The sequence below is a fragment of the Ureibacillus yapensis genome (assembly GCF_003515775.1).
In the GTDB taxonomy this organism is placed as follows: Bacteria; Bacillota; Bacilli; order Bacillales_A; family Planococcaceae; genus Ureibacillus; species Ureibacillus yapensis.
The window spans coordinates 40304-54143 of record NZ_QWEI01000006.1 but is presented as its reverse complement, the minus strand read 5'-3'; the positions used below and the strand labels follow the sequence as shown (position 1 = coordinate 54143).

Here is a 13840-nt window from a genome sequence, read left to right as displayed (position 1 = left end):
CATTAGACCTTCAAGGCAGATTTTCGTTACACAAAATATGTAAATCTTTCTAAAATAAAAATGCGTGAAGAACATAACTCTTCACGCATTTTTATCTTTACCATTTAATAATTGTTGAACGATGGGAAGTTTCTTTAATGATGACACCGCGTTTTGCCATTTTTTCTATATATTCATATCCCGGAACAATGGATTCCGGCGGATAAACTCCTCGCTTTGTAATGACGCCGCTTCCCAGCATAATGGCTGCAGAGGCGATTGTACAAGCAGTTGCCCGGGCCATTGCGGTCATGCTTGTTGCTGCGTCGCGCTTCACATTCAATTCATATTCATACGTTACTTGTTCATCGGATTTTTCGCCCGAAACAATAACGCGCAGCAGTACGGCATCCTCTTGATCGCCTAAATCAAGCTTCTTCTTTAACGCTTCACGCACCACATCGCGAACCCGCACTTCTTGACCGTCGACTTCCACCTTGTTTTCCTTGCTAAGGAATCCTAATTCACTCAATAACTTAAATTTTTCTGCGTGCCCTTTATAGCGGATTGTTTTATACTCGAGCGTTTTGACATTTGGGAATGTTTTAATCAGCGTAGACGTTCCGCCTGAGGTATAGAAGGCTTCCAGTACACCATATTCGTTAAAGTAAATGGGCTCGATACCCGATAAGGAAGGGACTTCTTTTAATTTGCCTTGTTGAATCACTTTTGCGGGCTCCGTGTAATGGTCAAAGACCCCTTCCAGCGAGAATACTTGCGTATAATTCAGGGGCGGCTGCGGCTTTGTGGGGATGCCGCCAACATACAATTTGATGGATTCGACCGAGTCCAATTTTGAGACCCCATAGCCTGCCAGAATATTGATCATCCCGGGGGCCACTCCCAGATCAGGGATAATCGTCACGTTCTTTTGTTTTGCTTCCTCATTCAACGCTAAAATGCGTTCGGTAATTTCTCCGATATGCCCGCCCAAATCAACGGCATGGACGCCGACTTCAATTGCCGTCTTTGCCACTGCCTCGTTGAAATCATAAAAAAGTGCATTTACGCAAACATCGCCTTTTGCCATGACAGTCCGCAATTCTTCTCTATTTCCCGCGTTACATGCCACTACTTCAATTTTATCTGTTTGAAGCGATTCCACAAATGCTTTGGCCGCTTTCGTATTGATATCCGCCAAAAACACCTTTTCTACTTTATCGCTTGCATTTAAATCCCGTGCAGCTTCTTTTCCCATCAAGCCAGCGCCTAAAACAACAACTTTCATCACACACATCCCCTTTTCGTTGTTTTATTTTTACGTATCAATTTGCGCCCGTTGCAGCTTCCCACTATAATCGACATAAATACTTTTCCATTCTGTATACACATCCAACGCCGCTTGACCTGAGTCACGATGGCCATTTCCAGTCCCTTTTGTCCCGCCAAAAGGCAAATGAATTTCTGCACCGGTTGTTCCAGCATTGACATACACAATTCCCGTGTCCAAATCTCTTTGCGCTTGGAATATTTTATTAATGTCTTGCGAGAAGATAGAACTCGACAAGCCAAATTTCACGCTGTTATTTACTTCAATGGCTTCTTCCAGGCTTTCAACTTCGATGATGCTTAAAACAGGACCAAAGATTTCTTCCTGTGCAATGGCCATCTCTTTCGTGACATTCGTGAACACGGTCGGTTCAAAATAAAACCCTTCATCGTACGGAGGCGTCGTTAACGAGTTTCCTCCCACAAGCAAAGTGGCACCTTCCTGCTTTCCAATCTCGACATACTGCGCAATTTTCTCCAAAGCTGCTCCATTAATGACTGGACCGATTTTATTCGCCGAATCCAGTCCGTCTCCAATGGTTAATTTACTAATTGCCTCCACTAACAGACTCTCAAGCTTTCTTTTTACATCCTTGTGCACAATGACGCGGCTACATGCGGTGCAGCGTTGACCCGCTGTTCCAAAAGCGCTCCAGATGATACCCTCCACGGCTAATAGCAGATCGGCATCTTCCATAACAATGACCGCATTTTTCCCGCCCATTTCCAGGGACACCTTTTTTAAATGACGTCCGCCCAGTTCTGCAACCTTTCTTCCAGTTTCCGTTGAACCGGTAAATGAAATCACTTTCACATCAGGATGCTCAATCATGGCCGTTCCGACAGTTGAACCGGCTCCAAAAACAACATTAGCCACACCTTTTGGCAAGCCGACTTCCTCAAAGATTTTTGCCATTTCATAGGCCATCAACGGTGTTTCGGTCGCCGGTTTCCAAACCACCGTATTGCCCGTCACAATTGCGGGGAAAGACTTCCATGTGGCAATGGCAATCGGGAAATTCCATGGCGTAATCAGCCCCACTACCCCGATTGGCGCACGAACGCTCATGGCAAACTTATCTGCCAGTTCAGAAGGAGTGGTTTCCCCAAACAAGCGTCTTCCTTCACCTGCCATATAAAATGCCATATCAATGGCTTCTTGCACTTCCCCACGCGCTTCCTCGATGACCTTGCCCATTTCTTTCGTTAAAATTTGAGCAAGAGATTCTTTCTTTTCTTTTAGCTTATAACCAATTTCATATAGAAATTCCGCACGTTTTGGCGCCGGTGTTTGCGCCCAGAATCTTTGCGCTTTTTTTGCCGCATTCACTGCTTCACGGACTTGAACATCCGTTGAAAGCGGAACGGTGGCAAGCTGTTCACTATTCGCTGGGTTGATGACAGGGATTGATTGAAGCGAATCATTCGGTCTCCATTTTCCATCTATATAATTGCGAATCTCCATTAACGCCCTCCTCCTTTAGCTTCTGAACAAAATTGTCCTTCACCCATCCGTCCTGTCCAAAAACTCTCTTTTATATAGGTTATTAATCGTGTGTAAAAATTATTTCTATGAAACTTTTAGGAAGGGAAAACGTATCCCTAAATGGTATATATTTATTAATGACTTTAGGAGGTTATGAATTTGAACAATCATGAAATTGATTACAAGTTGTATGGAGATGATATGCAATTTGTAGAAGTGGAACTGGATCCGAACGAAACGGCCATTGCCGAGGCAGGAAGCTTAATGATGATGGACGAAGCCATTAAAATGGAAACAGTTTTTGGCGACGGTTCCCGAAGCGGCGGTGGCGGACTGATGGGGAAATTAATGGGTGCCGGAAAACGTTTGCTAACGGGCGAGAGTTTATTTATGACTACGTTCACAAACGTTGGCCATGGAAAACAGCATGTTTCCTTTGCAGCTCCTTACCCAGGGAAAATTATTCCAATGGACTTAAGCATTTATAATGGAAAAATTATTTGCCAAAAAGATGCATTTTTAGCGGCAGCAAAAGGCGTATCGGTCGGTATTGAATTCCAACGTAAAATCGGTACTGGATTCTTTGGCGGTGAAGGCTTTATTATGCAAAAACTTGAAGGTGATGGATTGGCCTTTATCCATGCCGGAGGTACCATTAAAAAAGTCGACCTTCAACCGGGTCAAAAATTATTGGTGGATACAGGCTGCTTGGTGGCAATGACGTCTAATGTAGATTATGACATCCAAGCTGTAAGCGGCATTAAAACAGCTCTTTTTGGTGGGGAAGGCATCTTCCTTGCATCCTTGCGCGGACCGGGAACGGTTTGGATTCAATCATTGCCATTCAGCCGTTTGGCAAGCCGCGTATTTGCAGCTGCCCCTGTTACCCAAGGCGGAGGCGGCCAAAACGCAGGCGAAGGCGGAATTGGCGGATTGTTCAATATGTTTAATGATTAAGCCCAAATCTAAAGCAAAAAAGTGACTCGGCAGTTATACTGAGTCACTTTTAATATTTTTGAAACGAGTTCAAAACCCATCAATCGTCTCCTTTAAAGTGGCGGAAGCTCCCTCCAGTTGCTTTGTGTAATTGCCTATTTTCTCCACAACGGAAGATAATTCGCCTACTTGCTTGCCTACTTTTTCAAAATCGAGAATGGTCGCATCCACGGAGGAAGAAATTTTTTCAAAAGAAAAAAGAGATTTTTCATTTTCCTCTATGCCTTCTTTTACTAGGTCCTGTATTTGATGGATTGAATCGATTACTTGTGCCGTTACTTCACTCGACATTCCGATTAAAGAGGCAATCTTCTCCACGGATTGCTTCGTTTGTTCCGCCAACTTGCGCACTTCGGATGCCACCACGGCAAATCCTTTGCCATGCACCCCGGCTCGCGCTGCTTCGATGGCTGAATTTAATGCCAATAGATTGGTCTGTCCCGCAATATTTTTCACCATTTCGACCACTGCCTGAATTTCGGAAGATGACTGGTTCAAGTTTTCAATCATTCCTGACATATCAATGGTTTTCTGGTTAATTTCCTTTGTTTTTTCCGTTAACGTTACTAGCTGATGCAACCCTTCAGCAGACGCCTGTTTTGTTCCTTGCGCATCCTGAATGCTACTGCGCGATAATTCTCTTATATTGCAAGTGTTGGCCATTAGTTCTGAAACGAGTTCAGTCGTCGTTAAGGATTGCTCCTCAAGCGTAACGGCAATGCCGCCAATGATTTCTTTGACTTCCGCTCTTACGCTGTGTTGCTGCTTCATTGAAAGTTGTGCAGCAACCCGGTCATATTCATCCAAAACGATCTGCTCCTCCAAGCTGAATACCTTTCTTAGTGATTGGATTGCTTTTTGCGTTTCGAAATGATTTAGATTTAAGCCAAAAATGATTTCCTGAATTTTGGATTCCAATTGATAAAAAGAGGCCAAATACCATTTTGTCGTTAATCCAATCAACACATGCTTATTGGCTACTCTTCTTCTCATCTCTATGTATTGTTCATCAATCCGGCCATCAAACATCTCGCCCACATGGCAGCGCAACGTATGGCGGAGTCTTTCGGAACTGCTGTGAGTGGAAATCATCTCGTCAAATTCCGAAACACTTTCAATGACCGAATAAAAGGTTTCGACCAATTCCTCGATTTGCAACTCAATGGAAGGCTTTAAAGCCCGTATTATATGCAAGTCTCTTTCCGTTAGGTCAATGATGGAAAGCTGTTCTAATAAATCATGGTCTTGCACATAAATACCGACATTCGAAAAACGCTCGTCCAAAATCAAAGATCTACTCTCTTTTTTTAGCAGGAACACCAAACCACTCCATTTTCCAGTTAAAATTTACTGCTAATATCAGTTTAAATGACAGCTTCCACTAGATAGTATGACTTTTCTCACACTTCCTGCTTTTCTATTGCCCATTTGTGAACATCCTCTTCACTTCGATGTGAAAGATAAAAAAACGCCTCGAAAGAAATCTTTCGAGACGAGTTTGGATTATAAATATAATACTACAATTAAAATCGCAGCCAATACGAGACGATAAATCGCAAATGGCACCAATTTTACTCTTGAAATTAATTTTAAGAAGAATTTAATGGCGATTAACGCAAATACAAAGGCACTAACAAACCCAAGTATATAAAACCCTGTATGGCTTGGCTCTAAATCGCTCCAGTTTTTTAATAAAGAGATTCCACTCGCACCGGCCATTATCGGCACTGCCATAATGAAAGTAAAGTCTGCGGCCGTTTTATGATCGAGCCCCAGCATGACCCCTCCGGAAATTGTTGCCCCCGAGCGCGAGAATCCTGGCCATAAAGATAAGCATTGAATTATGCCAATTTTGAATGCCTTGCTATAGGAAATTTCATCCAACGACGTAATAGACGGTTTTTTAGGTCCGAATTTGTCTGCAATAATCATCCAGATCGCCCCTATAATCAGACCGATAATTACCGTAGAAGTAAAGAACAGATTTTCATCGATAAAATCCTCGAATAATATGCCTAAAACTCCAGCTGGTATAATCCCCATAATAACATGTCCCAAATTGAATCTGCGGGTTGCGGTTTGTCCTTCAATTTTATACAAACCTACTAAACTCAGCAAACGTTTCCACATGACGACCACTACCGCCAAAATCGACCCGAGCTGAATCACGATTTTGAATGTGTTTGCAGACCCTGACCCTAAAAACTCTTTTGTATTCAACCACAAATCATCCACAATAATCATATGACCTGTCGAAGAAACCGGCGCGAACTCCGTCATCCCTTCTACAAAACCGAGGATAATCGCTTTAATTAAATCGAATAATTCCATAGATCAATATTATCTCCTCTTTTTTCTATCAATTACATCAACCGTAATTGTTCTTCCTTTAAATACGTAATTACAATACAGGAAACGCGTTTTAATGTCCATATCTCCCGACGGATTCCTCATTAAAAGAAATGTCTACAACCCACAGTTCCGAGCGGCTGCCGATTCTCATTGGCGGACCCCAGAAACCAAATCCCGATGACACAAGAAAGTGGCTGGCGTCTTTTTGAAGGTGCCCATAATCCACTTCGAAAATTTGGTTTGTGATGAAGTTATTCGGCCATAGCTGTCCGAGATGGGTATGTCCCGATACGTGAAAATCGACGCCCGCTTTTTCCGCCTCTTGCAGATCCTGAGGAGTATGGTTCATGACAATCCATGGGTGCTCTCCACTTTCCGGTTTTAATGCTTCAAGCTCTTTTCGTTCCGCGTTCGTTAAATCTTCCCGTCCCGTTAAATAAAAACGATTTCCAACCAAAATTGTTTCATCCAGTAAGATTTGGACATTCGATTCTTTCATTTCATCAATGAACTCCGGAATTTTCCCTCCATAGTATTCATGGTTGCCCAGCACCCCATAAACACCATATGTCGAGGTCAGCTGCTTCATCACTTCGTTCATGCCTTCATCGACGAACCAAATCGGATCATCATCAACAATGTCCCCCACCAGCAAAACTGCATCTGGCTTCGCTTCATTTGAAAGCTCGACAAATCGCTGAAGATGGTCTTTATGCGACAGGACACCTAAATGGAAATCGGACGCCACCACCAATCTCAGTGGTTCACCAGGTCGGTCAATGCTAATTTCCAAATTACGGACAACAGGAGAATATGCATTATATGAGCCCCAAGCAAACAATATCACGAGAAGCCCCATGACAATCGAACCCATGATGGGTACATTTTTATACGGTGTGATATATATAACTAGATTGGCCAAAATGCATAGCAGAAGCCCATACTCCAAGAAGAACATCCAATAATTCCCGAGAATTATGAGGGGTTTTAAAGAATCACGAAGTCTTCCTATGATAAAACTAAATGAAACGAGAAAAAGAAGAAGCCAATAAAAAACGGGCCAGCGAAAGAGGTTGATTGACTCAAGCCACTTTTTTAAATTGAGCCCCAAATAGACAGTTAGTATACTATATAAACCAAGGGCAAGCGTTATGCCAAGAATCCTTCCCATATGCAAATCCTCCATTAACGACTACAAAAAGTATATCACGTTAAGGAGGTTTGTTCATAACAAGAAATGGCTGCCCTTCATATTGAAGGACAGCTGAGCGTCAAGCTTTTTCAGTTGGAATAAAGACGGTTACTTTGAACAAATCACCATCCACCTCAATCGTCATTCGTCCATGATGCAAATCAACAATAGATTGGGCAATGGCCAGGCCTAATCCCGATCCATCCGTATGACGGGAAGCATCCGCACGCTTGAATCGTTCCGTCAATTCTTCTACATTATCATTCAGCTCATATTGGGAGACATTTTTGACTGTAAACTCAGCCATGGAATTGTGCTGTTTCAACGCAACATACACTCTTGTCCCTTCCATCGAGTACTTTAATGCATTGACAATTAAATTATCAATTACGCGCCATATCTTCTGCCCGTCCACCACTGCATACAGCGGCTGTTCCAGCATGGATACACGCAAATCGAGGTTGGCGTTTGCAAAGGCTTCCTTATGTTCCCCGATAGCTTGCTGCATCAATTGCGTTAGATCGATATATTGTTTGGTTAGTTCAATATTTCCGCTTGCCATTTTTGATACTTCAAACAAATCTTCAATCAACGTTTTCAGTCGAGCCGATTTTTTATCCAGAACATCAATATATTGTGCCCGCTCAGCCTCTGTTAGGTTTGGATTTTTCAGCAATTCAGTATAGGTGATAATAGAAGTTAACGGTGTTCGCAAGTCATGGCTCACATTCGTAATCAGTTCCGTTTTCAGCCGCTCACTTTTTGCCTGCTCCGTCATTGAAGTCCGTACCCCTTCACGCAACGCATTCAAATTGCGCGCATGATTGGCAAAAATCGATTTCCCCTTCACCTTAATCTCCGAAGTTAGACGCCCTTCCGCCATTTCTTGCGTCTGCTTCATGATTCGGTTCCAATAGCCCGTATAACGAAGGAAAATAAAGAATACAGGCAATGCGATAAAGAAAAATAACACGATATATATTAAGACTAATTCACCACCGCTAATTGCAGCGCCAACAAAGCCGATACCTGCAAGGAACGCGACAATGATCACCGCTACTGCCTGGATTCCAAAAAAGCGGTTCAAGAAAACATCCTGCATTACACCCGCCACACGATGAAGCATGGCATTTTTCAGTTCTTTTTTAAACTTCTCTTCATTCGATATAGAATCCCAAGTCCAAGTTAAACCCAAAATAACTATCGTAACAGCAATAAACATTACAATCATGCTGACCACTATCTCAAACCATCTTATATTTGGAGTATACTGATAGAAATTTTGAATTGTATTCCCTACGGTATCCATCATGGCAATAGAAATCATTCCTGCAACAAGGATTATCAGCAAACGAACATCTATCGGTATACGAGCGAATACCTCTTTCATTCTTCCTGGACCCTGCATTAATGCTTTTGATGGTTTTGCAGCCGTGCATAAGCCCACGATGGCTAAAATACCGGTAATCCAAAGAATATAGAAAATCGTTTGGGCTCTTGTAAAGCTATGATATTCACTTGCAAAATTTGAGTTATTCATCATTGACTTCGGAATGCTTATGGAACCTTCAAATTTGGAGACCCCGCCATCGATTCGCAGCACAGCATCAGGTGCATATGCAGAATCAGCTGCATTTATATATTCCGTATTATCAACTGTTAACAGTGCCGTTTTCGATTCATTGAAACTTTCTTGATACACCTCATTCTTTGGCTGCATTTCAGAAGAAAAGTTTTCACCTGTTTCAGTATTAACAAAGTGATAAGCATAGTGTTTATATTCATTCAAGAATTCTTGGCGTTGCCTAGCTTGTTCCATTGCATAACGATCGATATCACTTTCTTTTTGCTTCAAGATTTTCTTTTCAACATACTCGTCGCTTTCAAAGTTTTTGGTAACATCTTTCATCTTTCCATCGCGTTCGTCGATCAAAAACTTCTTAAGTGCTGCATCCTCGGATTCTTCTGCCTGCAGAATTTGTTCGCTGTATTGCTCGCGGATATTTTGAAGCTGTTCCGGCAACGTTCCATAATAGTGGCGATAATAATCGATTTCTTGCTGCGTTACGCTAATTTTCTCCTTTGCCTCTTCCGGGTCAAACGGCGTGAGTACATAGTTACCTAACTGATCAACAAAACTGGTCTTGTTTGATTGAAAATAATCTGAATCGAAATAGGATTTGAATAAATAGTTTTGCGAATTATTCAAGAATGACACAACAGCAAACGCCGTCCAAGTTATAAGAAAAAGAGTGAGGATTAATTTGCCTTTCGGTTTCATATTCGTTTCCTCCTCTAAAATAATTTCACAAGCAACTGGATCATTTCACCAAGATGCTCACGCATAAATTGCCAAGTTTTCATGATAATCACGAACATCCCTGCCACACTTGCAATCACACTGATGGTCGTAATGCCTGCTTCAATTTTATTTTTCAATTTTGTATCCAATGCCCCACACAACCTTTAAAAACCTCGGATTTTTAGGATCCGCCTCAATTTTTTCGCGTATTTTCCGTATGTGGACAGCCACCACATTTTCCGCATTATAAGCTTCTTCATTCCAAACGAGCTCATAGATTTCGTTGATGGAATAAACACGTCCCGCATTTTTGAGGAGAAGCTCGGTAATTTTGTACTCAATCGGTGTGAGCTTGATCAATTCCCCATCCAATCGAACTTCTTTTGCTTCTGCATCAAGCGAAAGCCCATTGACTTCCACTTTGGCTTGCGATTGTCCGTTATAAGTTCCAAGATGGACGTACCTTCTAAGCTGGGACTTTACCCGCGCAAGCAGCTCCAGAGGATGAAACGGCTTGGTAATATAGTCGTCCGCGCCTACTGAAAGTCCATGAATCTTGTCCGTATCTTCCGCTTTTGCGCTTAACATGATAATGGGAATATTGCGCTCTGTACGGATTTTAAAGGTAGCGGTAATGCCATCCATATTCGGCATCATAATATCCAGGATGATGAGATGCACTTCATTTTTCTCCAATAGATTCAATGCTTCCATCCCATCGGCTGCCTTCAAAACGTTATAGCCTTCATTCTTTAAATAAATCTCAATCCCATCACGAATGTCCTTGTCATCATCTGTGACGAGCACCGTCAGTTTCTCCACTGCCCTCACCTCATCTTTTTCTTATGCCTTTATCTTACAAATCGAATCTTAATAAATGGTCTGTATAAATCTGAAGAAATTCTTAAGATTTTGGGGAAATTTATGTATTAAGCGATTTAGGATATTTGTCTCCTAGTTTACTTTATTTGAAAATTGATATAAACCTTTTCAAGAGGAACATCCTGGGTCTCTAGTTTTTTGGAAGGTACTAGGTAGGGTTCTTACATGAAAAGACATCAAATACAAGAGAACAATTCTCTTAATTGATGTCTTTTTTAAAATATAAAATGATAATCAAATTTATTTAGCAAATCGGCTAGTCCCAACCGTCAACACAACAATGCCCGCCAGCAGCAATGCAACCCCAATCCAGGAGGTAGCGCTTAAATATTCTCCAACCCAAAAGACGCCAAGCATTGAAGCGGTTAAAGGTTCTGCCAAAGAAAGCGTGACTGCCGAGGATGAGCTGATTTTTTCTAAACCTGCCAAAAACAAAACATAGGCCAAACTTGTTGCGGCTAACCCCATAAATAGAATGGGCAGGAAGTTTTGGCTATGAAAGACCCATGCTACGCCATCTCCTGAAAACGGCAGCAGCATAAGCGCACATAGGGTAAAAGTCATCGCCACTGCCGGCAGAGTTTCTTCTGTTTCTGTCAATTGCTTGCTGCAGTTCGTGTAGAGGGCAAACATAAGACCCGCGCTTAACGCCAATAAAATGCCGATAGGGCTAATGGTTGCTTGTCCTCGATTAACAAACAATAAAACGCATCCAACAATCGCTAGCAGCGTGGCAATGGCCCAAATGCGATTCGGCCTTCTTTTCCAGATCACCCATTCCACAAGACCGGAAAATACCGGCGAGCTTCCAATCGTGACCACCGTTCCAATCGCTACTCCTGTAAAACGGACCGAAGTGAAAAATAAAGATTGGAATAAAGCAATCGTTAACGCTGCTAAAATCGTCCATTTCCAAGACCACGTTTTAAAATGGATTTTCTTCATAGCCAGCGCTGCAATCAGAAGCGCCCCTCCTCCGATCGCTGAACGCACAGCTGCCACTGTAATGGACGAGACATCTTCCTGCAAAAAAGTTTGGATGGTCCCCACTGTGCCCCAAAGGACCGCGGCTAGTAAGACAAATATGTATGGTAAACTATTCAATGTCCTGCCTCCCTGTTAAATCGCTCTCATTACTATTATGCTACCATATTCTAGGAAGTCTTTAATCCTTATTTTCGCTTTGTGTTATTCGTGCTTTTTGAGATAATTATTTATAATAAGAAAGAAAAGGAGGCCATCATCTATGTTTAAAACCGTTGCCGAAACCGCAAAGGATATTTCCATGCCCGAAGATCAAGTCCTGCGCTACATTTATGCTGGCCGAATCAAAGCGGTGCATGATGGGGAACAATTTTTAATCAACAGTGCTCAGTTCGATACGTATCATGAGCAACTGGAACGCATAAAAGAAGAGATTGAAATCTGGCGCAACACCCCCATACCCGAAGATCCTGATATTAAGGATGAAGATTGATAAAATAAGAAAGCCAGGAATGCCTTTTCACATTCCTGGCGATTTATGAGGTATTTGGTTTTTTGGGCGCTTTGGCGTTTTCTATTCGACCGTTTTCACCCGGCCTTTCTTCAAACGGGTGTTTACACACACTCTATTCGACCAGTTTTCCCCCAGCTTTCTTCAAACGGGCATTTTGACACTCTCTATTCGACTGTTTTCACCCGGCCTTTCTTCAAACGGGCGTTTTGACACGCTCTATTTGACCATTTTCACCGCGCTTTCTTCAAAGGGGCGTTTTGATACACTCTATTTGACCGTTTTCACCGGCTCTTCCTTCAAACGGGTGTTTTGATACACTCTATTCGACCGTTTTGACACGCTCTATTCGACCGACTTCACCGGCTCTTCCTTCTGCTTTTTCACCAATGCCATTCTGAACCGCTAGTGCTCGCATAACAAGCGCTCCGACAACTTTTATTGCAAAATAAAAAACACCCCGAAGCGCAAATTCACTTTTCACGCCTCAGGATGTTTTAAATTGTGACAACGAAGCCTGCTCGTTTGCCGATGATTTCTGCGTAATCTTCCACCATCACACTTGCTGTTGGATACATGCCTGCTCCCGGTCCAACCAGTGTTAATGTACCGATATAGTTCGTTTCCATCGTGACGGCATTAAATACCTCGTCTACCGGGTACAAAGGATGTTCTTTATCCACCAGCATCGGCGCCACCCTCGCATAGATTGTGCCATCCGAATACTTCTCCACTTCCGCAACATGTCGATAACGAAGTCCCTTTTCCGTAGCATCGGCCACTTGCTCCGCGGATATTGTATCGATTCCGATTACTTCCACGTCTGCCCAGTTCGGCTGCTCATCAAAGGCAAGAGAAGAAAGAATCATGAGCTTTTTGAAAGCGTCTTGGCCGGAAATATCATTGAACGGATCGGCCTCAGCATACCCAAGTGCTTGCGCTTCTTTTAAAGCCTCTTCAAACGTCCAGCCTTCCGCACGCATTTTTGTTAAAATATAGTTAGTGGTACCATTTAAAATTCCCTGGATTCTCGAAACATCATTCACCAACAGGATGTTCTTCATCGTTTTAATAACGGGAACGCCACCTGCTGTTGTTGCTTCAAAACCAACAAACACGCCATGTTGTTTGGCTAATTGCTCCAATTCCGGCCCGCGCTTCGCATACATCACTTTATTGGCTGTGATTACATGGCATTTATGTTCAACAGCCTTTTTTAAATATGTAAACGCAGGTTCTTCATTGACGATGGCTTCGAAAACAACTTGGATGCCTTTTACTGACAGGCAGTCATCTATATTGTCCGTTAATAAATGAGCCGTACCTGGAATACGTTCCTTTGTTGTATCACGCACAAGGATTTTTGCAACTTCGATTTCCAATCCCAATTTATCGCGGAGCTCTTCACGTTTTTCGTTTAAAATATGATATATTCCTTGACCAACTGTGCCAAAACCTAAGATGGCCGCCTTGATTGTTGCCATTCTCTTCTCGCCTCCATCTTTCCTTTACGTCTGCAAATGAGGACGCCTTCGATTCTTTCTATATAGTGACGGGCGCCCATTGATAAATGCTATTCTATATTTTTATTAGCATAAAAACAAATAATTCGAAAAATTTTACATAAGAAGATTTTATCTTATATTTTAAAGGAACTCAAGGGAATTCTTCCTTAGGTGGACAATTGTTTTTTTAAGAAGGGCAGAATTGTGAAGCTTCTCGCGGATTTTAGCATAAAACCTGCAACGGGTTGTTGCAGGTTTCTTGAGGATCCTTACTATTCGATTTGTTGATGATTAACACCACAGAAGTTAGCTGTTCTTCTGT

General features: G+C 42.3%; 12 protein-coding genes. 2 read left to right on the top strand and 10 right to left on the bottom strand.

Features of this window, described 5'->3' with window-relative positions; all coding sequences use genetic code 11:
* Positions 1–97: 97 nt before the first annotated feature.
* A complete protein-coding gene (locus D1B33_RS11980; RefSeq protein ID WP_118876635.1) occupies positions 98–1267 on the bottom strand; it encodes a saccharopine dehydrogenase family protein in 1170 nt (389 codons plus the stop codon).
* A gap of 30 nt (positions 1268–1297) precedes the next feature.
* Positions 1298–2773 carry an aldehyde dehydrogenase family protein gene (locus tag D1B33_RS11975; RefSeq protein WP_118876634.1) on the bottom strand — a complete coding sequence of 492 codons (1476 nt, stop codon included), beginning with the start codon at positions 2771–2773 and terminating at the stop codon, positions 1298–1300.
* A 180-nt stretch (positions 2774–2953) separates the two neighbouring features.
* On the opposite strand from D1B33_RS11975, the gene D1B33_RS11970 reads away from it, so the two are divergent.
* Positions 2954–3751: a TIGR00266 family protein gene (locus tag D1B33_RS11970; protein ID WP_118876633.1), complete on the top strand. Its 798-nt coding sequence runs from the start codon at positions 2954–2956 to the stop codon at positions 3749–3751.
* Between the two features lie 69 nt (positions 3752–3820).
* On the opposite strand, the gene D1B33_RS11965 is transcribed toward D1B33_RS11970, so the two are convergent.
* From D1B33_RS11965 to D1B33_RS11940, 7 genes are all read right to left on the bottom strand, one after another.
* A complete protein-coding gene (locus tag D1B33_RS11965) occupies positions 3821–5110 on the bottom strand; it encodes a globin-coupled sensor protein (protein WP_147370402.1) in 1290 nt (429 codons plus the stop codon).
* Between the two features lie 183 nt (positions 5111–5293).
* On the bottom strand, positions 5294–6121 hold the full coding sequence (locus tag D1B33_RS11960) for an undecaprenyl-diphosphate phosphatase (protein WP_118876631.1): 828 nt from the start codon (positions 6119–6121) through the stop codon (positions 5294–5296).
* A gap of 91 nt (positions 6122–6212) precedes the next feature.
* Positions 6213–7313, bottom strand: a complete 1101-nt coding sequence (locus tag D1B33_RS11955; protein ID WP_118876630.1) for a metallophosphoesterase — start codon at positions 7311–7313, stop codon at positions 6213–6215.
* A gap of 100 nt (positions 7314–7413) precedes the next feature.
* The gene (locus D1B33_RS11950) at positions 7414–9615 is read right to left on the bottom strand and encodes a sensor histidine kinase (protein WP_118876629.1); all 2202 of its coding nucleotides are present in this window, start codon (positions 9613–9615) and stop codon (positions 7414–7416) included.
* A 14-nt stretch (positions 9616–9629) separates the two neighbouring features.
* Entirely contained in the window at positions 9630–9785 is a 156-nt protein-coding gene (locus tag D1B33_RS18465) for a hypothetical protein (RefSeq protein ID WP_158582966.1), read from the bottom strand.
* Positions 9763–10458 carry a response regulator transcription factor gene (locus tag D1B33_RS11945; RefSeq protein ID WP_118876628.1) on the bottom strand — a complete coding sequence of 232 codons (696 nt, stop codon included), beginning with the start codon at positions 10456–10458 and terminating at the stop codon, positions 9763–9765. The genes D1B33_RS18465 and D1B33_RS11945 overlap by 23 nt, the downstream gene beginning before the upstream one ends.
* 300 nt (positions 10459–10758) lie before the next feature.
* Complete coding sequence (locus D1B33_RS11940; RefSeq protein WP_118876627.1) at positions 10759–11622, bottom strand: DMT family transporter; 864 nt, start codon at positions 11620–11622, stop codon at positions 10759–10761.
* Positions 11623–11764: 142 nt separating this feature from the next.
* Between D1B33_RS11940 and D1B33_RS11935 the strand changes: the two genes are divergently transcribed.
* Positions 11765–11995, top strand: a complete 231-nt coding sequence (locus D1B33_RS11935) for a DNA-binding protein (protein WP_118876626.1) — start codon at positions 11765–11767, stop codon at positions 11993–11995.
* A 515-nt stretch (positions 11996–12510) separates the two neighbouring features.
* Here D1B33_RS11935 and D1B33_RS11930 read toward each other — a convergent pair.
* Positions 12511–13497 carry a homoserine dehydrogenase gene (locus D1B33_RS11930; RefSeq protein WP_118876625.1) on the bottom strand — a complete coding sequence of 329 codons (987 nt, stop codon included), beginning with the start codon at positions 13495–13497 and terminating at the stop codon, positions 12511–12513.
* Positions 13498–13840 lie beyond the last annotated feature (343 nt).

Bases quoted from the DNA above. Each gene is read 5' to 3' on its own strand.
- D1B33_RS11980 (WP_118876635.1), bottom strand. From the start codon at position 1,267: ATGAAAGTTGTTGTTTTAGGCGCTGGCTTGATGGGAAAAGAAGCTGCA.
- D1B33_RS11975 (WP_118876634.1), bottom strand. From the start codon at position 2,773: ATGGAGATTCGCAATTATATAGATGGAAAATGGAGACCGAATGATTCG.
- D1B33_RS11960 (WP_118876631.1), bottom strand. From the start codon at position 6,121: ATGGAATTATTCGATTTAATTAAAGCGATTATCCTCGGTTTTGTAGAA.
- D1B33_RS11955 (WP_118876630.1), bottom strand. From the start codon at position 7,313: ATGGGAAGGATTCTTGGCATAACGCTTGCCCTTGGTTTATATAGTATA.
- D1B33_RS11950 (WP_118876629.1), bottom strand. From the start codon at position 9,615: ATGAAACCGAAAGGCAAATTAATCCTCACTCTTTTTCTTATAACTTGG.
- D1B33_RS11935 (WP_118876626.1), top strand. From the start codon at position 11,765: ATGTTTAAAACCGTTGCCGAAACCGCAAAGGATATTTCCATGCCCGAA.
- D1B33_RS11930 (WP_118876625.1), bottom strand. From the start codon at position 13,497: ATGGCAACAATCAAGGCGGCCATCTTAGGTTTTGGCACAGTTGGTCAA.